The sequence below is a fragment of the Micromonospora sp. ZG13 genome, from assembly GCF_059359355.1.
Map to the genome: position 1 here is coordinate 276,811 of NZ_JCADBQ010000005.1, position 21,732 is coordinate 298,542.

17 protein-coding genes are annotated in these 21,732 nt (G+C 74.8%); 10 read left to right on the forward strand and 7 right to left on the reverse strand.

Annotated elements, in window-relative coordinates; genetic code table 11:
* Positions 1-90 precede the first annotated feature (90 nt).
* On the forward strand, positions 91-3,654 hold the full coding sequence (locus AC5L34_RS14055) for an ATP-binding protein (RefSeq protein WP_441174879.1): 3,564 nt from the start codon (positions 91-93) through the stop codon (positions 3,652-3,654).
* Between the two features lie 69 nt (positions 3,655-3,723).
* Here AC5L34_RS14055 and AC5L34_RS14060 read toward each other — a convergent pair whose 3' ends face one another.
* Positions 3,724-4,431, reverse strand: coding sequence for a lysophospholipid acyltransferase family protein (locus AC5L34_RS14060; RefSeq protein WP_441174880.1), 708 nt, complete (start codon positions 4,429-4,431; stop codon positions 3,724-3,726).
* 298 nt (positions 4,432-4,729) lie between these two features.
* Here AC5L34_RS14060 and AC5L34_RS14065 point away from each other — a divergent pair, with 298 nt between their 5' ends.
* The 4 genes from AC5L34_RS14065 (at position 4,730) to AC5L34_RS14080 (ending at position 9,286) form a co-directional block, all read left to right on the forward strand.
* Entirely contained in the window at positions 4,730-5,926 is a 1,197-nt protein-coding gene (locus AC5L34_RS14065) for a sensor histidine kinase (RefSeq protein WP_494825222.1), read from the forward strand.
* The gene (locus tag AC5L34_RS14070) at positions 5,923-6,594 is read left to right on the forward strand and encodes a response regulator transcription factor (RefSeq protein ID WP_494825224.1); all 672 of its coding nucleotides are present in this window, start codon (positions 5,923-5,925) and stop codon (positions 6,592-6,594) included. Before AC5L34_RS14065 ends, AC5L34_RS14070 begins: the two co-directional genes overlap by 4 nt.
* Before the next feature lie 247 nt (positions 6,595-6,841).
* Positions 6,842-7,693, forward strand: coding sequence for a DUF308 domain-containing protein (locus AC5L34_RS14075; protein ID WP_441174883.1), 852 nt, complete (start codon positions 6,842-6,844; stop codon positions 7,691-7,693).
* A gap of 180 nt (positions 7,694-7,873) precedes the next feature.
* Entirely contained in the window at positions 7,874-9,286 is a 1,413-nt protein-coding gene (locus AC5L34_RS14080; RefSeq protein WP_441174884.1) for an alpha,alpha-trehalose-phosphate synthase (UDP-forming), read from the forward strand.
* 24 nt (positions 9,287-9,310) lie between these two features.
* Here the strand turns inward: AC5L34_RS14080 and AC5L34_RS14085 are convergent, their stop codons facing one another.
* From AC5L34_RS14085 to AC5L34_RS14110, 6 genes are all read right to left on the reverse strand, one after another.
* Entirely contained in the window at positions 9,311-10,114 is an 804-nt protein-coding gene (locus AC5L34_RS14085) for an alpha/beta hydrolase (protein WP_441175138.1), read from the reverse strand.
* A gap of 73 nt (positions 10,115-10,187) precedes the next feature.
* A complete protein-coding gene (locus AC5L34_RS14090; RefSeq protein WP_441174885.1) occupies positions 10,188-11,597 on the reverse strand; it encodes a flavin-containing monooxygenase in 1,410 nt (469 codons plus the stop codon).
* 91 nt (positions 11,598-11,688) lie between these two features.
* Positions 11,689-12,396, reverse strand: a complete 708-nt coding sequence (locus AC5L34_RS14095; protein WP_441175139.1) for an endonuclease/exonuclease/phosphatase family protein — start codon at positions 12,394-12,396, stop codon at positions 11,689-11,691.
* Positions 12,397-12,406: 10 nt separating this feature from the next.
* Positions 12,407-13,354, reverse strand: a complete 948-nt coding sequence (locus AC5L34_RS14100; protein ID WP_363622144.1) for an ROK family glucokinase — start codon at positions 13,352-13,354, stop codon at positions 12,407-12,409.
* Between the two features lie 76 nt (positions 13,355-13,430).
* On the reverse strand, positions 13,431-14,075 hold the full coding sequence (locus AC5L34_RS14105; protein WP_441174886.1) for a hypothetical protein: 645 nt from the start codon (positions 14,073-14,075) through the stop codon (positions 13,431-13,433).
* A 31-nt stretch (positions 14,076-14,106) separates the two neighbouring features.
* Positions 14,107-14,562, reverse strand: a complete 456-nt coding sequence (locus AC5L34_RS14110; protein ID WP_441174887.1) for an SRPBCC family protein — start codon at positions 14,560-14,562, stop codon at positions 14,107-14,109.
* Between the two features lie 194 nt (positions 14,563-14,756).
* On the opposite strand from AC5L34_RS14110, the gene AC5L34_RS14115 reads away from it, so the two are divergent.
* From AC5L34_RS14115 to AC5L34_RS14135, 5 genes are all read left to right on the forward strand, one after another.
* Complete coding sequence (locus AC5L34_RS14115; protein ID WP_494825228.1) at positions 14,757-16,559, forward strand: AMP-dependent synthetase/ligase; 1,803 nt, start codon at positions 14,757-14,759, stop codon at positions 16,557-16,559.
* Between the two features lie 14 nt (positions 16,560-16,573).
* Positions 16,574-18,268, forward strand: a complete 1,695-nt coding sequence (locus AC5L34_RS14120; RefSeq protein WP_494825230.1) for a sensor histidine kinase — start codon at positions 16,574-16,576, stop codon at positions 18,266-18,268.
* Between the two features lie 7 nt (positions 18,269-18,275).
* A complete protein-coding gene (locus AC5L34_RS14125; RefSeq protein WP_007072219.1) occupies positions 18,276-18,944 on the forward strand; it encodes a response regulator transcription factor in 669 nt (222 codons plus the stop codon).
* Positions 18,945-19,136: 192 nt separating this feature from the next.
* Entirely contained in the window at positions 19,137-19,946 is an 810-nt protein-coding gene (locus AC5L34_RS14130; RefSeq protein WP_494825235.1) for an SAM-dependent methyltransferase, read from the forward strand.
* A gap of 115 nt (positions 19,947-20,061) precedes the next feature.
* Entirely contained in the window at positions 20,062-21,717 is a 1,656-nt protein-coding gene (locus AC5L34_RS14135) for a putative bifunctional diguanylate cyclase/phosphodiesterase (protein WP_494825365.1), read from the forward strand.
* Positions 21,718-21,732 lie beyond the last annotated feature (15 nt).

The following is a 21,732-nucleotide window of genomic DNA, read 5'->3' on the forward strand; positions in this document are numbered from 1 at the left end:
CCACAAACCAACAGCCCGGTACCCGACAGCAGGGCGGACGACGATACTGACAGCACAACGGTGCCGATCCCGGCGCCGGCGGGACCGCCAGTGGAGGGTGTCATCGCCACGCAGTGTGACCGCTGTGGACGTACGGCCGCCGCAGGCGACCGCTTCTGCGGCGGCTGCGGCAACGAGCTGGGCGCGGTGTGTCCGCACTGCCTGCGCCCGCTCGCCCGGGACGTGGCGTTCTGCACCTCCTGCGGCGCGGCCCGGCCGGGCACCGAACGGCAGGTGGCCCCGCAGGAGGACCGCCGCCGGGTCAGCGTGCTCTTCGTCGACCTGATCGACTTCACCCCGTACGTCGAGCGGGCCGACCCGGAGCTGGTCCGGGGCATGCAGACCGGGTTCTTCTCGGCCGCCCGCCGCGTCGTGGGCCAGTACGGCGGAGTGGTGGAGAAGTACATCGGCGACGCGGTGATGGCTTTGTTCGGCGCGCCCGTGGCCACCGAGACCGACGCGCTGCGCTGCGTGCGGGCCGGCCTGGAGCTGCAACGGGTGCTGACCCGCTTCGCCCCCACCGGCGCGGAGGCGCTGCGCTTCCGGGTCGGGGTGGCCACCGGCGAGGCGCTGGTCGACGTGGCCGCCGCCCGCGACGGCGGTCAGGCGATCGTGGCCGGCGACGTGGTCAACACGGCCTCCCGGATGCAGTCCGTCGCCCCGCCCGGCGGGGTGCTGGTCTGCGGCGTGACGCACGCCCTCACCCGGGACGCCATCCGCTATTCCGAGCAGCCGCCGGTGACCCTGCGCGGGCGGTCGACGACGACCGAGGTGTGGCTGGCCCTGTCGCCGGTACGCCGGCAGCCGACCGACCGGCAGCCGGACGTCACGCCGCTGATCGACCGCGAACACGAGCTGGGAATGCTGGTCAACGCCCTGCACCGGTCGTTGCGCGACCGGCGCCCGCAGGTGGTGACGGTCTTCGGCCGGGCCGGGCTGGGCAAGAGCCGGCTGGTCCGGGAGCTGTACCGGCACGTGGACCAGTTGGTCGACGAGCCGCTGACCTGGCGCATCGGGCGGTGCCCGCCGTTCGGCGAGAACGTGACGTTCGCGGCGCTGGCCGACATCGTCAAGTCCGAGGCCGGCATCCTGGACACCGACCCGGCGTCCAGCGCCGCCCAGCGGCTCGCCTCCGCCGTCGGCGAGCTGGTCGGCCCGGGCGAGCGGCAGCGCCTCGTCGACGCCCTGCGGCCGATGGTGGGCCTGCCGGGCACGCCGCTGCCGGCCGAGGAGACCGAGTCGGCGTGGCGGCGCTTCCTGCTCGCCCTCGCCGCCCGGCGGCCGACCGTACTGGTCTTCGAGGACCTGCACTGGGCCGACGACGCGATGCTGCGCTTCGTGGAACTGCTCGGCACCGCCGCCCGGGACGTGCCGCTGCTGCTGCTCTGCACCGCCCGGCCCGAACTCGTCGACCGGGACCCGAGCTGGGCGGGGACGATCACCGGCTCGGTGACCATCACCCTGCCCCCGCTGCGCGACACGGGCATCGCGGCGCTCTACGCCCACATGTTCGGCCGGGCGGCCTTCTCCGCCGACATGCTCACCCCGCTGATCGAGGTGGCCGGCGGCAACCCGCTCTACGCCCACGAGTACGTGCGGATGCTGATCGAGCAGGGCGCGCTGCGCCAGTCCGGGCGGGGCTGGTCGCTGGAGAAGCACCTCGACCTGCCGATGCCGGAGAGCGTGCACGCCGTCATCGCCAACCGCATCGACCTGCTCGACGCCAAGGAACGCACGGTGCTGCTGGCCGCCGCCGTGGTCGGCGTGCAGTTCTGGCCGGGGGCCGTGGCCGCCGCGCTCGGGCAGCCCGTCGAATCGGTGGAACGCGCGCTGCGCCGGCTGGAGCAGCGCGACTTCGTGCACGAGCAGGCCGCCTCCACGATGGCCGGCCAACCGGAGTACCGGTTCCGGCACGTGCTGGTGCGCGACGTCTGCTACCAGCGGCTGCCCCGTACCGAGCGGGTGGCGCGCCACGAGCGGACGGCGCAGTGGCTGGACATGCTCTCGCAGAGCCGGGACACCGACCTGGCCGAGGTGCTGGCCCACCACCGCTGGGCGGCCCACGAGATCGCCCGCACGCTGGGCATGGAGATCGGCCGGTACGCCGGCCCCGCCCGGGCCGCGCTGCACCGGGCGGCCCGCCGGGCGTACGCGCTGCACAGCCTCGACGTCGCGGCGAGCCACGCGGGCCGGGCGCTCGGGCTGGCCGACGACACCGACCCGGTCGGCAGGCTCCAGTTGGAGCTGCTCAGCACCGAGATCTCCTTCTACCGCGACGGCAACGGCTTCCTCTCCGGCGGCGGCCCCGAGCAGTTGCAGGCGCTCGCCGACCGGCTGCTGGCGCACGGCGACGACGCCTGCGCGGCGCGCGCCTGGACGCTGCTCGGTCAGGCCGCGTGGCTGCGCGCCGACCGGGCCGCCGCCCTGGCCTGCCTGGACCGGGCCGTGCAGCTGTTCGCCCCGCTGCCGGACAGCCCGCAGAAGGCGGACGCCTACGCCGAGCTGGGCCGGCTGCACATGCTGAACTACGAGCGGGATCCGGCGGTCGCCGCGGCCGAACGGGCGGCGGAGATCGGCGAGCGCCTGGGGCTGACCGAGACCCGCACCAACGCCCGGATCACCTCGGCCATCGCTCGCTACCAGGCGGGCGACCGGTCCGGCCTGGACGATCTGCACAACATCGTCGAGGTCAGCCGCGCCGGCCAGTTGATCGCCCTGCCCCGGGCCATGCAGAACCTCGCCTACGCCGTCTGCGAGGAGGGCGACTGGCTGCGCTCCGACGCTCTGCTCTCGTCGCTGCCGACGCGCAAGGCCAGCGGGCAGACGCTGACCACGAGCTACTCGGCCGAGGCCATGCGCGCCTGGTTCGAGGGCGACTTCGGCCGGCTGCTGGCCGCCGCCGAGGCCTTCGTGGACACCCCGACGGGCAGCTGGGACATGCAGGTTCGTGGCCTGCGCGCCTGCCTGCTGGTGCTGCGCGGCGATCGGGTGCCGCCGGCGCGCTCGCACTCCGACCACGACGCCGCCGCCACGTACAGCGACGACGTGGCGGCCGCGCTGGACGCCGCCCGCCGTGGGGGCTTCCACCGGCCGCACTGGACGATGCTGGGCATGGGCGCGCTCTGCCGGGCCCTTCAGGGGCGCCGTACGGAGGCGACGGCGCTGATCGACGAGCTGGCCGACTCCTGGTCGGCGGTGCCGGCCCTGGCCAGCGGGGAGTGGATCGCGGCGGCCGGCTTCGCGGCCAGCCTCGCCGGGCGGGACGCGGCGGCCCGGGTGCGCGGCATGCTGGACCGGGTGGGTCACCGTACGCCCTGGTCGGAGGCGGCGCGGCGGACGGTGACCGGCGCGTTGGCCGCGGCGGACGGCGACCACCGGCGGGCCGCGGAGCTGCACCTGGCCGGTGCCGAGATCTACGCCGGCATCCCGGACGTGACCGACCGGATGCTCGCGTTGACCTTCGCCACGGTGGAGCTGGAGCGGGCCGGCGAGTCGTTGGCGGGCCGCTCGGAGCTGGCCGAGCTGCGCGCCTTCGCGCTGCGCAACGACGCCCCCGTCCTGCTGGACCTGGCCCGCCCTCCGGCGGCGCCCGCCGGCACGGCCGTGGCCTGCTGACGCCGGTGCTGACGCCGGTGCTGGCCTACCGCGTCGAAGGTGGCACCGTCCGCGCCCGGCGCGGGCCGGTCAGGCGGGGACCGGCTCGCGCGGGACGGGGTTGGCGGGCGGGCTCTTGGCCTTCTGGGCGTACATGTCGACGTACTCGCGGCCGGAGAGCTCCATCAGCTCGTACATGATCTCGTCGGTCACCGCGCGCTCGACGAACCGGTCGCCGGCCATCCCGGCGTAGCGGGAGAAGTCCAACGGCGGGCCGAACCGGATCCGCACCCGGGCGATCTTGGGGATCAGCTTGCCGGGCGGCTGGATCTCGTCGGCGTTGAGCATCGCCGTCGGGATCACCGGGGCGCCGCTCTCCAGGGCCAGCCGGGCCACGCCGGTCTTGCCCCGGTAGAGCCGCCCGTCCGGCGAGCGGGTGCCCTCGGGGTAGATGCCGGCGATGCCCCCGCCGCGCAGCACCCGCAGCTGGGTGTCCAGCGCCGCGCGGGCCGCCCGGCCGCCCGAGCGGTCGACCGGGATGGTGCCGGAGCCGACGAAGAACATCTTCGTCAGCCAGCCCTTGACGCCCTTGCCGGTGAAGTACTCGGCCTTGGCGATGAACGTCACCCGTCGCTTCACGACCAGCGGCGTGAAGATCGAGTCGGAGAACGACAGGTGGTTGCTGGCGAGGATCACCGGCCCGGTGTCGGGCACGTGGTGCAGCCCCTCGACCTGCGGGCGGAAGACCAGCCTCAGCAGCGGGCCGAGGAGGACGTACTTCATCAGCCAGTACAGCACCGGCGTCCTTTCCCAGGGGTGGTCGCGACGCCGCCGCGCTCGCCGCGGCTGCGTCGTGGGCATGAGCCTACGAACCCGATGCCGGCGGCCACAACGTGATCCGGCCCGCGCGGCGTGAGCGTCCATCCCGGACGGCGGCAGAGGGCGGCGGGTAGCGGGCGGCGGGCGGCCGTGCCGGTAGTTGGGCGGTGTCGCCTGTCGACGTACCGCCGGCCGCCACGGATACCGCGCGGGGCGACGGTCGGTCGGGACACCCGTCGGCCCCGCGATGAGGCCGGCGGCACCTACGCTCGGGGGTGTGCGGGTGGCCGAGGCGCAGCGGGGGGCGGGCCGGGAGGCGGGCAGGCTGCTCGGGCTACCCCGGGCCACGGTGCTGGACCTGCTCATCGGGGCGGCCGTGTCGATCGTCGTGGCGGCGGCGATCACCGCGAACGTGGGCGGTGACCGGGGCCGCGAAGTGCCCGCCTACCTGTTCGCCGTCGGGCTCGGCGCGCTCGTGCTGCTGCGCCGCCGCGCGCCGGCGACCGTGCTGGTGGTCAGCGCCGCCGGCCTGGTGGCGTACTACGTGGCCGGCTACCCGCCGGTCGGGCTGGCCCTCCCCCTCGCCGCGGCGCTCTACTCCGCCGCCGAGGCGGGGCAGCTGCGCTGGGCGGTGCTGGTGGGGCTCGGCCTGCTCGTCGTCTCCACCGCGTTCCGCGCGGTGCAGGGCGCGAGCGTCGCGTACCTCGTCGGCTTCGAGCTGGCCTCCAGCGTGGCCATCATGGCCGCCGCGGTCGCGCTCGGCGACGGGGTCCGCTCCCGGCGGCTGCGGCGCCGGGAGCAACGGTGGCGGCTGCGGCAGCTGGAACGCGACCACGCCCGCGAGGCGGCGCGCCGGGTCGAGGAGGAACGGCTGCGCATCGCCCGGGACCTGCACGACGTGATCGCCCACCACATCTCCGTCATCTCGCTGCATGCCGGTGTGGCCGACGAGGCCCTCGACGACGACCCGGTCGCCGCCCGCGCCGCCCTGGGACACGTCCGCTCGGCCACCACCCAGGTCGTCCGGGAGCTGCGCACCACCCTCGGCCTGCTGCGCGACCCGGCCGGGGCCGAACCCCGCCAGCCGGTGGCGGGACTGGCCCGGCTGGACGACCTGGCCGCCGGCGCGCGGGCCGCCGGGCTGCGCGTCGCCGTGCGCCGGCGGGGCGAGCTGAGCGGCCTGCCCGCCGCCGTCGACTCGACCGCCTACCGGCTGGTCCAGGAGGCGCTGACCAACGTCCTGCGTCACGCCGACGCGAGCACCGTCGAGATCGACGTCGTCCGCGGCCCCCGCGCCGTCGCCGTCGCGGTCCGCGACGACGGGCGCGGGCAGCGCGGGGACGCCCCGCGCGGGTACGGGCTCGGCGGCATGCGGGAGCGCACCGCCCTGCTCGGGGGCACCGTCACCGCCGGCAACCGGCCCGGCGGCGGTTTCGAGGTACGCGCCGAACTACCCCTGGGAGGGACCACGTGATCCGGGTGGGACTCGTCGACGACCAGCACCTGGTCCGCGCGGGGCTACGGGCGCTGCTGGACCGGGCGCCGGACATCGAGGTGGTCGGCGAGGCGGGCGACGGCGACGCGGCGTACCGGCTGGCGGCCACCGAGCGGCCCGACGTCCTGCTGATGGACGTCCGGATGCCGGGCACGGACGGCATCGAGGCCACCCGGCGGATCGTCGCCGACGAGCGGCTCACCGGCGTACGGGTCGTCGTGCTCACCACGTTCGACACGGACGAGTACGTCTTCGAGGCGATCCGGGCCGGCGCGTCCGGCTTCCTGCTCAAGGACACCGGCCCCGACGAGCTGCGGGGGGCGGTACGCATCGTCACCGCCGGTGAGGCGCTGCTCTCCCCGGCGGTGACGCGGCGGGTCATGGCGGCGGTGCGCTCCGGCAACCGGGCGCCGGACCCGGCCCGGCTGGGCTCGCTGACCGCCCGGGAGCGGGAGGTGCTGGCCGAGGTCGCCGCCGGCCGGTCGAACGACGAGATCGGGGCCGTCCTGCACATCAGCCCGGCGACCGCCCGCACGTACGTGAGCCGGCTGCTGGCCAAGCTGCACGCCCGGGACCGCTCGCAGCTCGTCGTGGCGGCGTACGAGAGCGGCCTGGTCCGGCCGGGCTCCCCGCCCGACCCGGGCTGAGCGCCGTGGCCGCCGCCGGCGGCGTTCGTGGGCGGCACGACCAGGGTCTCCGTTGAGAAGGATTCAGCAAGAACGGACATAAATCCCTGTCGCGACCTGCGGCAGGGGCCCTGACTTCGTACGCCGCGCCACAAGGCACTCCCGGAACCGGGTCCGGACGTGTCACGATTCAAGGCACGGCGTGCCAGTCGGCGCCGAGGGGGCTCAGGCGGCCGCGCCGCGGGCGCGTGATGAGGAGGATGTCCGGGTGTCAGCGGGTGGTGCCCGCCGGGGACGGCGGGACAACGGGCTCGACGCGAGCGAGTACGCCGTCGCCGGCGACGTGGATCCGCGCGTCGGCGAGCACCTGCTCGACGTCCTGGCCGCCGGTGGGATCGCCGCCTACCTCCAGCCCTCGGCCGACCTGAACCCGGTCACCCGCACCACCACCGTCCCGGCCCGCCCGGTGGACCGGCTCTACGTCGACCGGTCGCACCTGCGGACGGCGCGCGACTACCTGACCCAGCTCGCCGACGAGACGGCGGCCCCCGAGAAGCCCCGCGACGACGAGCCGGACATCGAGGCCGAGTGGGCCCGCATCGTCGCCGGCTTCCACACCACCGCCCCTCGCGGCGGCGACAACCCGTGGCCCGCCGCCGAGGACGTCGACGACCAGCCCGGGCCCGCCGGCGGGCCGGTGACCCTCGGCACGCCCGAGGAGCCCGCCGGGCCGACCGCCACCGACGTGCGCCGGCTGCCGTACGCGGCCGACATCTCGGGCGTCTCCCTCTCCCGGGGCCGCCAGGACGAGCCGTCGCTGCTCGACGGGCTGGACACCTTCGGCGCGGACCTGCCCGACGACGAGGCGGAGGACGAGCGCTACACCCCGCCGCCACCCCCGCCCCTGCCGCGCTTCTCTAAGTACGCGGTGGTCGGCGTGCTGGCCATGGTGCTCGGTTTCGTGCTCTTCCTGTTCCCGTCGATCTTCCCCGTGGCCGACCCCGGGATCGTCAACCTGTTCGGCTTCACCGGCATCCTGGCCGGCTTCGTCGCGTTGATCTGGCGGCTGCGGCCCGGCGACGACGACGAGCGCGACCCGGACGACGGCGCGGTCGTCTGACCGCCGCCCGCCCGTCACGTTTCCGCCCGCATTCCGGGACGACGGGCGACCCGCGCCCGGGGCGCAACACTGGTGTAACTTACTGTCAGTAGGAATACCGCTGTCCGTCACATCCCCCGCTGACTGCCCGGTTGTTCCTCCGCTGCGGCGGTCACTCCCCTGCTGATCGGAATGCCCGAGATGCGACAGAGTTCCCTCGTGGTGGTGGCCAACCGCCTGCCCATCGACGACAGTATGGCGCCCGACGGTGCCTGCGAGTGGCGCCGCAGCCCCGGCGGCCTGGTCAGCGCCCTCCATCCCCTCCTGCGGCACACCCCGGCGACGTGGGTCGGGTGGGCCGGCGGCACCGGCCCGGCGCCCGCCCTGCCCGACGTCGACGGCGTCCGGATGCACAGCGTCGCGCTGAGCGCCGACGACCTGCGCGACCACTACGAGGGCTTCGCCAACGCGACCCTCTGGCCGCTCTACCACGATTCGGTGGAGCAACCCGAGTACCACCGGCGCTGGTGGGAGGCGTACCAGCGGGTCAACCAGCGGTTCGCCGAGGCCACCGCCGACGTGGCCGAGCCCGGCGCGGTGGTCTGGGTGCAGGACTACCACCTGCAACTGGTGCCGGGCCTGCTGCGTCAGCTACGGCCCGACCTGCGCATCGGCTTCTTCCTGCACGTGCCGTTCCCGCCACCGGAGCTGTTCATGCAGCTGCCGCGCCGGGCCGAACTGCTGCGCGGGATGCTCGGCGCCGACCTGGTCGGCTTCCAGCGCTCCCAGGCCGCGCACAACTTCGCCCAGCTCGTGGCGAAGGTGCTGGACGTGCCCGCCACCGACCGGCGGATCGCCGTCGACGACCGGGTGGTCCGCATCGGCGCCTTCCCCGTCTCGATCGACACCGTGGAGATGGCCGCGCTGGCCACCCGGCCCGACGTGGCGGACCGGGCCGCCCGGCTGCGCCACGACCTCGGCAGCCCCGAGCAGGTGATCCTCAGCGTCGACCGGATGGACTACACCAAGGGCATCGAGCAGCGCCTCAAGGCCTACAGCGAACTGATCGCCGACGGGCACGTCAAGGTGCGCGACACCGTGCTCGTGCAGGTGGCGGTGCCCAGCCGGGAGCGGGTCGGGCAGTACCAGATCCTCCGCGAGCGGGTGGAACGCGAGGTCGGACGGATCAACGGCGAGTTCGGCCGGGTCGGCGAGCCGGCGATCCACTACCTGACCCAGCCGTTCGACCGCGCCGAGCTGGCCGCGCTCTACCGGGTTGCCGACGTGATGGCGGTGACCCCGCTGCGCGACGGGATGAACCTCGTCGCCAAGGAGTACGTCGCCGCCCGGGTCGACGACACGGGGGCGCTGCTGCTCAGCGAGTTCGCCGGCGCCGCCGCCGAGCTGCCGCAGGCGTACCTGGTCAACCCGCACGACCTGGAGGGGCTCAAGCAGGGGCTGCTCGCGGCGCTGCGGGCGGGCCCCGACGACCTCGGTGCGCGGATGCGGGCCATGCGGGCGCACCTGCACCGGCACGACATCCGGGCGTGGGCCCGCTCCTACCTCTCCACCCTCGACGACAGCGGCTCGCTGCTGACCCGGTTGGGCGGCTGAGGCCGGCGGCCCGGCCCGGGTCGGTCAGGGCCGGCCGGTCGGCGCCCGGTCCTTCTCCAGCCAGTCCAGGATGGCGTCGACCGGCTCCCGCCACCGCGCGTCGAGCATCATGTCGTGCCCCATGCCGGGGAAGAGCAGCGGGGCCGAGCCGTACCGCCGGGCCGCCCGGGTCAGCGCCGTCGCCGGGACCACCCGGTCGTCGGGGCTGCCCAGCACCAGCACCGGCGGGTCGCCCACCGCCGGCTCGGCGACGCGCCCGGTGAGCAGTTGCCACTGGGCCCGCCGGCCGGCCCGGCCGAGCCGGTCCGCGTACCGCCGCGCCTCGGCCTCGGGCAGCTCCCGGCTGAACAGCTGGCGGCGGTGCAGCCGCAGCGGCCCGCCGAACACCGCCGGCAGCGTGCCGAGCGGGTTGCGGCGCACCGCCGCCCCGAACGTCGCCCAGCCGCCGAGCACCGGCGCGACCAGCACCGCGGCCCGCGCCGGGTAGCGGGCCAGCGCGTGGGCGACCACGAGGGCCCCGGCGCCGTGCCCCACCAGCACCGCCTGGCGCGGCAGGCCCGCCGCCACCTGCGTCACGTCGTGGGCGTACGCCCGCAGCGTCGCGTCCGGCGCCGGGCCGCTGTCGCCGTGCCCGCGCAGGCTCAGCGCGTACGCCGGGAAGCCCCGGGAGGCGGCGTGGCCGAGCCAGTGCTCGGCGAACGCCCAGGCGCCGTGCCCGAAGCCCGGCACGAAGAGCAGCGGGGGCCGCCCCTGCTCCACCTCGGGGGCCGCGCCGAGCACCTCACGCCGGACCGGGCGGACCGGGCGGGCCCACTCCCGCCCCCGCATGATCCGCACCTGACTCACTGTTCCGGCCTTTCGTTCGCGACTGCGGGGCTCCGCTGCGCTGCACTCCTCGCGCTCACCGGGAAGCCTCCAGGTCAAGCAGCGCGCGCTGGACGGCGCGCAGGTAGTCGGCGTGGCCCACCTCGAACCAGTGCCGGCTGCTGTCCTTGACTGGCCCGGCGTACCGCTCCCCCGCCTTCGCCGTCACGCGGGCGGCGAAGGCGTCCGCCCGGTCGGGACGGGTCACGCGCAGCCGCAGCAGCCGGGCGAAGAGCACCGTCTGCCAGTGCGACAGGGGGAAGATGCCGGAATCCGGCTGGACCAGCCCGGCCACGGCCAGCGTGGGGCGGCCCGGGACGAGGGCGTTGAGCCAGAGCTTCGGCCGGCCCTGCCCCGCCTCGTCGCCGAGCACCGCGGGGTCGAGGAACTCGAAGCGCGGCAGGTAGCCGGTGGCGAAGACGACCAGATCCGGGTCGATCTGCCGGCCGTCGGAGAGCTCGACGGCGTACGGGTGGAAGCGCACGACGTCCGGCACCGGCGCGATCTGGCCGTGGCCCACGTAGTAGACGAGCTGGCTGTTGGCGATCGGGTGCGTCTCGTAGACCCGGTGGTCGGGCTTCGGCAGGCCGAACCGCGTCAGGTCGCCGACGGTCAGCCGCAGCGTCCAGTGGTAGAGCCACTGCCGCACCCGCAGCGGCACACGCAGTGCCAGCAGCGCGTCGTTGACCTGGTCGGCGGGGCGACCGAGGACGTACTTCGGGGCGTACCAGTAGCCCCGGCGGGTGGAGTGCCAGCAGCGCGACGCCTGCTGGGCGGCCTCCACGGCGACGTCGCAGCCCGTGTTGCCGGCGCCCACCACCAGCACCCGCTTGCCGCGCAGCTGCGCCGGGTCCTTGTAGGACGAGGCGTGCATGACCTCGCCCCGGAACTCCTCCAGCCCCTCGTAGCGGGGCAGCTTCGGCGACCAGTTGTGGCCGTTGGCGACCACCACCGCCGCGTAGCGGGAGGTGCGTTCGGGGCCGTAGCCGCCGGTGCTGCGGGTCGTCACGTCCCAGCGGTCACCGGCCACGGGCTCCACCCGGACGACCTCGGTGCCGAACCAGATGTGCCCGCGCAGGTCGAAGTGGTCGGCGTACCGCTCGAAGTACGACAGCAGCTGACTGTGGTGCGGGTAGTCCGGCCAGTCGTCCGGCATCGGGAAGTCGGGGAACTGGGTGAAGGGCCGCGACGAGATCAGGTGCGTGCTCGCGTACACCGGGCTGCGGTCGTGCCGCCAGTTCCAGGCGCCGCCGACGCCGGTCTCCCGCTCGTAGCAGTCGACGCCGAAGCCGTGCTCCTTCAGGTTCTTGATGGCCGTGAGGCCGCTGGCCCCGGCGCCGATCACGCAGACGGTGTCGCCCCGGTCGGAGACCGGCCGGCCGTCGCGGGTCAGGGCGAGAGTGCTCGCCTCCGGGTCGGGCCGGCCGTGGTCGGTGGAGGTGGACACCGGGATCTCCTTTTGTGCGGCACGAGTGCCGGGTCGCGCAGCATCCTCTCCACAACGGAGCGGGTTGTCCAGCCCTGGACGCGGCGTACCGTCAGTCGGCGGCGGGCAGCAGCAGGTCGACCAGGACCGGGAAGTGGTCGCTGGCGCGCCGGGTCTGCGGGGTGTCCACCACGTCGTAGTCGACCACCGTGACGCGCGGGTCGACGAAGAGGGCGTCGATGCGGCGGCGTGGATCCGCGCACGAGTAGGTGAGCCGGTCGGCCCGGTCCATCGCCACGGCGGCGTCGGTCAGCCCGCGCGCCACGGTCGCCCAGGCCGGCCCGTCCGGGCCCTCGTTCAGGTCGGCGGCGGCGATCACCGGTGTGGCGGCGGCGTCCAGCTCGCGCTTGAACAGCGCGGCCTGCCCGGGTCGCTCGGTCGGGTCGGTGGACAGGTGCGAGCCGGCCACGGTGAACCGGGCGGCGCCGGCGACCACGCACTCGGCGTACGCGGCGCCGCGCAGGTGCCGGCCGGGGGTGAGCGGGAAGCGCTGGCACCTCTCGGCCACCACCCGTACCCGCAGGCTGGTCAGCAGCAGGTTGCCGAGGGCGGGCAGCCCACCGGCCGCCACCACCATGCCGAACGACTCCGCCAGCGCCGCCGACTTCTGCCGCCACCGGAACCGGCGCGGCCCCTCCTGCACGATCACCACGTCCGGCCTGACGTCGCGGACCACCGCCGCCAGCGCGGCCGTGTCGTCGCGCTGGCTGTGGATGTTGTACGACACGACGCGCAGGGGCACGCCCGGGTCCTGCGTCACGGTCACCGCCTCAGATCCGACGGGACAGGTCGGCGGCGCCGATGACGCCGGCGGTGTTGCCCAGCTCGGCCGGGCGGATCTCGGCGACCGGCAGGCGGCTGCGCTGGGCGAGGGCGTCGGCGAACGAGCGGCGGGTCGGGCCGAGCAGCAGGTCCCCGGCGTCGATCACCCCACCGCCGACCACGAGCACCTGCGGGTCGAGGATCTGCGCCATGTCGGCGAGGCTGGTGCCGAGCCAGCGCCCGACCTGCGCGAACGCCTCGGTGGAGACCGGGTCGCCGGCCTGCGCGGCGGCGGTGACCATGGGTCCGGTGACCGCCTCGGCCTCTCCACCGGCCAGCTCCAGCAGGCCCGTGGCCCGGTGTGGCTCCTGCCGGGCGGCGGCGCGGGCGAAGCGCACCAGGGCGCTGCCGCTGGCGTACTGCTCGATGCAGCCGAGCCGGCCGCAGCCGCACTGGTGGCCGTCCGGCACCGTCAGCATGTGGCCCAGCTCGGCGGCGATGCCGTTGGCGCCGCGCAGCAGTTCCCCGTTGAGCACGATGCCGCCGCCGACGCCGGTGCCGATGGTGAACATGACCATCGAGTCGTCGGCGTCGCGGGCGGCGCCGTGGCGGAACTCCGCCCAGGCCGCCACGTTGCCGTCGTTCTCGACGATCACCGGCAGACCGGTCGCGGCGCTGACGTAGTCGCGCAGCGGCTCGTCGCGCCACGCCAGGTTCGGGGCGAACAGCACGGTCGAGCGGCTGGCGTCGATCCAGCCGGCCGCGCCGATGCCGACGGCCTCGACCGGGTGCCCGGAGGCCAGTTCGCGGACGAGTTCGATGATGACGTCGCGGGTCTTGGCAACGTCGTCGGCGGGGGTGTCCCGTCGGGCCTGCACGAGGACCGTGCCGGCGGCGTCCACGACACCACCGGCCACCTTCGTGCCACCGACGTCGACTCCGATGGTCAGCGTCACCGCTGCCACTCCCCTCTGCTGTGCTGCCCGCACCGGCGCCGGCGGTCGACCGGCGCGTGGTCGGGATGTGCGGTGGTCAGGCCCCGTCGCCCGGGGATCGCTCGCCCTCGTCCCCGGGTGCCCGGGACGCGGGGACCACGGGCCCGTCGGTGGACGTCCGGACGGTCGCCGTGGCGGCCTGCCCGGCGACGTCGACGGGCGGTACGACGGCCGGGGCGGCCGCGTCCTCCGCCCGCGTGGCGGCGGACCAGACGTCCCGCTCCGGTGCCGGCTGAGAATCATGCCCGCTCCGGGTGGCCTCGCGCCACACGTGGTCGTCCCCGCCACCCGGACCCGGGGTCGCAGCAGGCCCGGCGGGAGCGTCGGCGGCGGGCTCGGACGGGGCGAAGGCCCGCAGCAGGCTGGCCACGCCGGCGGCCAGGTCGCCCGCGCCGGTGGCGAGGCGCTCGGCGAACTCGGGACTCGGGTCGCGCAGGGCGGAGATGCCCCGGCAGACCGGACAGACGCAGCATTCGGCCGCGCCGGTGGCGAACCCGCCCGGGGGCGTCCCGGCCGACCCGCCCGGGCTGCCGCTGTGACCGAGGACACTCGACATGATCCCACCGAGCGGACCCCACTGGCCGCCCTTCGCACCGGCCGCGGCCAGCCTGGCGGCGGCCAGCGCCGTGGCGACCAGACGTTCGGCCTCTTCCCGGGCCGAACCCGGATCCGTTGCACCCATGGTCGGCTCCCCTACCCTGCCGCGGAACGCGTTACTGCGCCGCACCGGGTGCTTCTACCCGGCGCTTGAGCTGCTTCAACGCCGTGTCCATGATCATCTTTTCGGCCTTGCGGCGGAACATGCCGAGCATCCCGACGGAGAGCTCGACCTCCAGCGTGTAGGTCACCGTGGTGCTGCCGTCCGGGTTGCCGTCCAGGTCGTACGAGCCGCGCTGGAACTTCTGCATCTTCGAGGGCGCCACCAGGTGCCACTCGATGCGGGAGAGGTCCTCGGCGTACTCGTAGGCCAGCACGTACTCGTCGGCCATCACCCCGGCGTCGATGGTGAACCGGACCTGGCTGGCGTAGCCGTCCTCGTACTCCTCGACCACCTCGACCCGGCGCACCGCCTCGGTCCACTCCGGGTAGCTCGGGAAGTCGCAGATGACGGCCGCCACCCGCTCCGGTGACGCGCCGACGACGATCGACTGGGTCGAGGTGTCCGCCATGCAGGGAGGCTACCCGGCACCGGCGGCGCCCACGCCGCGCCGCCCCCCGGCACGCCGCGGCCGGCCTGCGGCGGTGGCCCACGGGCAGGCTGGGCGACCTGCCTTTTCGTCCCGGCCGCCGGGCCGGGTAGGTTTCGACAGAGCCGACCCGTGGTGGCGGCCGGCCCGGCCAGTGTGAGCACGAGGGAGTGCAGGTGCGCGAGTTCTCCGTCCCGCCGATCGTCACCGTCGGCGACTCGGCCAACCTCACCGACCCGGTCTGGGACAACGCCGAGGTCGCCCCGGACGCGGTCCAGTTCGTCCGCCCCAGCGGCACGGCGGGCACCTGGGCCGACGTCACCTGCCGCCAGTTCCGCGACGAGGTCGTGGCGGCGGCCAGGGGCCTGGTCGCCGCCGGCGTCCAGCCCGGCGACCGGGTGGGCCTGATGAGCCGCACCCGCTACGAGTGGACCCTGCTGGACTACGCGATCTGGGCGGCCGGCGCGGTCACCGTGCCGATCTACGAGACGTCCAGCGCCGACCAGGCCGCCTGGATCCTGTCCGACTCCGGCGCGGTGGGCTGCGTGGTGGAGAGCAACGCGCACGCCACCCTGGTCGCCGGCGTCCGGGACCGCCTGCCCGACCTGCGCCACGTCTGGCAGATCGACCTCGACGCCGTGGACGAGCTGGTCCGCTCCGGCGCGGCCGTCGACCCGGCGGAGATCGACCGGCGGCGGGCCGCGCTGCGCGCCGACGATGTCGCCACGATCATCTACACCAGCGGCACCACCGGCCGCCCCAAGGGCTGCGTGCTGACCCACCGCAACATGTACGCCGACATCGCCAACGCGGTGCCGGTGCTGCCGAACCTGTTCCGCCCGGGCGCCTCGACCCTGCTCTTCCTCCCGCTGGCGCACGCCTTCGCCCGGCTCATCCAGATCGGCGTGGTGCAGGCGCGGGCCACCATGCGGCACTGCGCGGACCCCAAGAACCTCGTCGGCGAGTTGCAGGAGTTCCGCCCCACCTTCGTGCTCTCGGTCCCCCGGGTGTTCGAGAAGGTCTACAACGGCGCCAAGCAGAAGGCCGAGGCCGACGGCAAGGGCAGGATCTTCGCCCGCGCGGAGCAGGTCGCCATCGCGTACAGCGAGGCGCTGGAGACCTCCGGCGGCCCGGGCCTGGCGCTGCGCACCCAGCACGCGCTGTTCGACAAGCTCGTCTACCGCAAGCTGCGGGCGGCGCTCGGCGGCCGGTGCCGCGACGCCATCTCCGGCGGCGCCCCGCTCGGCGCCCGGCTCGGCCACTTCTTCCGCGGTATCGGCGTGAACGTGTGCGAGGGCTACGGCCTGACCGAGACCTCCCCCGCCGCCGCCGCGAACCTGCCCGGCGCCACCCGGATCGGCTCCGTCGGCCGCCCGCTGCCCGGGGTCACCATCCGCATCGAGGACGACGGCGAGATCCTGATCGCCGGCGACCTGATCTTCCAGGGCTACTGGCGCAACGAGGAGGCGACCGCCGAGGCGCTCAGCGCGGACGGCTGGTTCCGCACCGGCGACCTGGGCCAGCTCGACGACGAGGGCTTCCTGAGCATCACCGGCCGCAAGAAGGAGATCATCGTGACGGCCGGCGGCAAGAACGTCGCCCCGGCCGTGCTGGAGGACCAGGTCCGGGCCCACCCGCTGGTCAGCCAGTGCGTGGTGGTCGGCGACCGGGCGCCCTTCATCGCCGCGCTGGTCACCATCGACGAGGAGGCGCTGCCGCGCTGGCTCGCCTCGGCCGGCCTGCCCGAGGACACCCCCGTCGAGAAGCTGCGCGACCACGAGGGGCTGCGCGCCGAGATCCAGGGCGCCGTCGACACCGCCAACCAGGGGGTCTCCAAGGCCGAGGCGATCAAGGTGTTCCGGATCCTGCCCCACGACTTCACCGAGGCGACCGGCGAGCTGACCCCCTCGCTGAAGGTCAAGCGGCAGGTCGTACACAAGTCGTACGCGGCGGAGATCGCCGACATCTACCGGGGCTGACTACCATCCGTCACGTGCCCGCCTCGACGCCCCCCCGGCCCCAGCCGCATCCCCTCGCCGCCGCCGCGCGCGTGGTCATGCTGGCGCTCGTCGCCGTCCTGACCCTGTACGCCACGAACGATCCCGGCCAGCTCTGGTGGATCGCGCTGCTGGCCGCCGCCGGACTGCCCGCCCTGCTGGCCCCCGAGCACCGGCCGGTCGGCCCGCTCAGCCGGGTGGCCGAGGTGCTGGTGCTGGGACTGGCCGCCAGCCAGGTCGCCGCCGTGGCCACCGTCGGCGGGGACGGTGGCGGGCTGGGCGCCTCGGCGGTGCTGCCGTACCTGGCGGTCCCGGTGACCGTCACCGCGCTGCGCCGCCGGTTCCGCGAGGGCGTCGGCCTGCTGGCCGTCGCCACGGCGACCCTGCTGGTGGCCGGCGCCCTCACCAAGGTCGACGGCGGCCGGCAGATCGGCGAGCTCGGCTACCTGGTGGTCTGCGCCCAGTGGCTGATCCTGGCCGGGCTCGGCCTCGCCGCCGCCAGCGGCCTGCACCGGGTCATGCAGGTCCGCAACGAGGGCAAGCCCCAGCCGTACGCCGAGGCGACCCGGCTGCTCACCCAGCTGCGCACGGTGGCCCGGCAGCTGCCCGGGGCCACCCTCGACCCGGGCGGCATCTCCGAGCACCTGCTGGAGGAGCTGCGCGCCGTGGCCCGGGCGGACCGGGCGGCCGTGCTGTCGGCCAGCGGCGGCGGCCGGCTGGTGGTGCTCGCCCAGGTCGGCGTGGAACGGGTCGACTGGGAGACGACGCTGGACGCGGACTCGGCCATCGCCGACGCGTGGGCCAGCCAGCAGCCGCACACCGCCGCCCGCTCGCAGGCCCGCTCGCACCGCGGCGGCGACGTCTCCGCCCTGATCGTGCCGCTGGTGGCGGGCGTGCGCACCGTCGGGCTGGTGGTGCTGGAGGCGGACGCGGCGCAGGCGTACCCGCCCGGCGTGGTGTCCCGGGTGACCGGGCTGACCCGGCCCGCCGCGCTGCGGCTGGAGGCGGCGCTGCTCTTCGACGAGGTCCGCTCGCTGGCCACCAACGAGGAGCGGCAGCGGCTGGCCCGGGAGATCCACGACGGGGTGGCGCAGGAACTGGTGATGGTCGGCTACGGCATCGACAACGCCCTGGCGTACGTCGACGAGGACCCGAAGGAGACCGCCGAGGCGCTGCGTACGCTGCGCGGCGAGGTGACCCGGGTGATCACCGAGCTGCGGCTGAGCCTCTTCGAACTGCGCAGCGAGGTGGACCGGCACGGCGGCCTGGCCGCCGCCATCGCCGAGTACGCCCGTACCGTCGGCGCCTCGGGCGGGCTGCGGGTGCACCTGTCCCTGGACGAGTCCACCGCCCGGCTGCCCGCCGCCACCGAGGCCGAGTTGCTGCGCATCGCCCAGGAGGCGGTCACCAACGCGCGCAAGCACGCGGGCGCGTCGAATCTCTGGGTCACCTGCGAGGTCGATCCGCCGTACGCGCAGATCGAAGTGTCGGATGACGGTCAGGGGATCGCTGACCAGCGGTCCGACGGGCACTACGGTCTTGCGATCATGGCCGAGAGGGCGGAACGTATCCGGGGCCGGTTGGAGATCAGGCCGCGGCAACCGAGCGGCACGACCGTCGCGGTGGTGCTCGGCTCGTCGCCCCGGCGCGATAACGTGCGCGGTAGCGCAGCCGTTGCAGAAGGGGAGTAACCCGAGGATGACCACAAGTCCGACACCGGCCACCCGTACCAAGGTCCTCCTTGTCGACGACCACGACCTGATCCGCAAGGGCCTGCGGCACGCGTTCGAGCGCGACCGGCAGTTCGAGGTCGTCGGGGAGGCCGCCACGGCGGCGGAGGGCGTACGCCAGGCCGGTGCGTTGCAGCCCGATGTGGTGATCATGGACCTGCGACTGCCCGACGGCAGCGGCCTGGAGGCCACCCGGGCGCTGCGCAAGTCCAGCGCGTCGATGGGCATCGTCGTGCTCACCATGTACGCGGGCGACGACCAGCTCTTCGGCGCCCTGGAGGCCGGGGCCAGCGCCTTCGTGCCGAAGACCGCGCCGGCCGACGAGGTGGTCGCCGCCGCCCGGCACGCCGCCTCCTCCCCCAGCGCCTTCACGGCCGCCGACCTGGCCGAGGCGATGAAGCGCCGGCTGGCGCCGTCCGGGCCGCAGCTCTCCCCCCGCGAGGGTCAGGTGCTGCGGCTGCTCGCCGACGGGATGAGCGTGGCGGGCATCGCCAAGCAGCTCTTCGTCAGCGAGTCCACCGCCAAGACGCACATCTCGAAGCTCTACGAGAAGCTGGGCGCGGCCAACCGGGCCCAGGCGCTGATGACCGCGCTGCGGCTCGGGCTGCTCGAGGCTCCCGACGCACCGAAGTTCTGACCGCCGCCCCGGGAGCCCGGGGGCGTACCACCGACGGGTCCGCGACCGCCGACGTGCGGCGCGGGCCCGTCGTCGTCGCATCGAGCGACGGCGTCGAAGGGTTCGCGGCGCGCTATGGTCTCCCGGGCGGTCAGCCGGCAGAATACCGGCGCGGGCAACGGTGTTCCGCACGCCGACAGGAGGGGTGATCGCATGCAGCGGCCGGACTGGGCACCCGACGAGATCGACATCGAGCGCCCCAGCGTGGCCCGCATGTACGACTACTACCTCGGCGGCTCGCACAACTTCGCGGTCGACCGGGCGGCGGCCCAGGCGATGGTGGCGGCGGTGCCGGAGGCCCCGCTGATGGCGCAGGCGAACCGGGCGTTCCTGCGCCGCGCGGTGCAGTTCCTGCTCGACGGGGGCGTCCGGCAGTTCCTGGACGTCGGCTCGGGCATCCCGACCGTCGGCAACGTGCACGAGATCGCCCAGCGCGAGGCCCCCGACGCCCGGGTGGTCTACGTCGACGTCGACCCGGTGGCGGTGGCCCACAGCCGGGAGATCCTGGAGGGCAACGACCGCGCAGTGGTGGTGCAGGAGGACCTGCGCCACCCCGAGCGCATCGTCGGGCACCCCGACGTCCGCCGGCTGCTCGACTTCGACCAGCCGATCGCCGTGATGATCGTGGCGGTGCTGCACTTCGTGTCGGACGACGACCGGCCGGCCGAACTGCTCCGGACGCTGCGCGAGGCCCTGGCGCCGGGCAGCTACCTGGTGCTGTCGCAGGCCAGCGGCGACGGCCGTCGCGACGACGAGCGGGCCGACGCCGAGCGGGTCTACCGGCGCACCGACAATCCGCTGTGGATCCGCAGCCGCGGCGAGCTGACCACCCTCTTCGACGGCTTCGAGCTGGTCGACCCGGGCGTGGTCTGGGTGCCGCAGTGGCGCCCGGAGTCCCCCGACAGCGCCGAGGACGCAGAGCGGGCGGCCTTCATCGGCGGCGTCGGGCGGCTCGGTGGGTGAGCCTCCCGGGGCGGTCACCGTCGCCCCGAACGGCACCGCCGTCCGGCGCCCGTCCCGCCCGGGGACCTTCGCCCGGGCGTGGGCCAAGGCGGTCTCCGGCACCAGCTACCTGCCGATGACCCTGGCCCAGCTCGAGGCGCTGCTGCAACGCCTCACCGAGCAGCTCGCGGCGGCCCTGCTGGCCGAGCCGATCGACCTGCGGGTGGGGCACCGGGTGGGCACCGAGCTGGTGGCCGCCCACATCGCCTCGGCCGAGGCGCTGGGTCGTACGGTCGAGGTCGTCCAGCTCCGGCTGGCCCGCGACCTCGGGCTGGTCGGCGAGGAGGTCGAGGACCGGCTGGCCCGGCTGCTCGCGGCCGTCACCACCGGATACGCCCGCGCGCTGCGCGACCGGACGTTGGACGAGCAGGAGACGATCCGCCGGGCCGCGATGACCGCCCGGGCGGAGGCGGAACGGGCGCTGCGCAGCAGCGAGGCGCGCTTCCGCCACCAGGCCACCCACGATCCGCTGACCGACCTGCCCAACCGCACGCTGCTGACCGAGCGCCTCAGCGCGGCCATCGACTCGCCCGTTCGGGGCTCGGCGCGCCTGGGTGTCTGCTTCCTCGACCTCGACCGCTTCAAGGTGGTCAACGACTCGCACGGGCACCAGGTCGGCGACGGGCTGCTGGTCGCCATGGCCGAGCGGCTCCGCCGGGCCCTCGACGGGCACCTGGTCGCCCGGCTCGGCGGGGACGAGTTCGTCGTCCTGGTCGAGGACACCGCCGGCACCGACGACGTGGTCGCCGTGGCCGAGGCCGCGCTCGCGGCCGTACGCGAGCCGGTGCTGGTGGACGGGCACGAGCTGAGCGTCTCGGCGAGCATCGGCATCGTCGAGCGGGAGGTCGCCGGCACCTCCCCCGGCGACCTGATGCGGGCCGCCGACAGCACGCTGCACTGGGCGAAGGCCGCCGGTGGCGCCCGCTGGGCGCTCTACGACGCCGACCGGGACCGCCGGGACCTGGCCCGGTACGCGCTCTCCGCCGCCATTCCCGCGGCGCTGGAGCGGGGCGAGTTCTACCTCGACTTCCAGCCGCTGACCTCGCTGCGCGACGGCCGGGTGCTCGGCATGGAGGCCCTGGTGCGCTGGCGGCACCCGGAGCTGGGCGTCCTGCGGCCCGACAGCTTCATCGGGCTGGCCGAGGAGACCGGGCTGATCGTCCCGCTCGGCGGGTGGGTGCTGGCCGAGGCGTGCCGGCAGGCCGAGAGCTGGGCGGCCGACAGCGGGCCGGCCCCGTTCGTCAGCGTGAATCTGGCCGTGCGCCAGGTACGCCACGCCGGCCTCGTGCAGGAGGTGCGCGCGCTGCTGCGGCAGACCGGGCTGGCGCCGGAGCGGCTCCAGCTGGAGATCACCGAGAGCACCATGATGAGCACCGCCGAGGAGCCGGTCCGGGCGCTGCGGGCGCTCGCCGACCTCGGCGTACGGATCGCCATCGACGACTTCGGCACCGGCTACTGCAACCTGGCGTACCTGCGGGACCTTCCGGTGACCGAGCTGAAGGTGGCCGGGCAGTTCGTGGCCGGGCTGCGGGCACCGGAGGCCCGGGCCGACGAGCGGATCCTCGCCTCGCTCGTCTCGCTCGCACACGCGCTGGACCTGACCGTCACGGCCGAGGGCGTGGAGACCGCCGGGCAGGCCGAGCGGCTGCGGGCGATCGACTGCGACGCCGCCCAGGGCTGGCACTTCGGCCGCCCGGACTCCGCCGAGCGCGTCCTGGCCCGCCTGCGCTGACCGGACGCCCGCGCC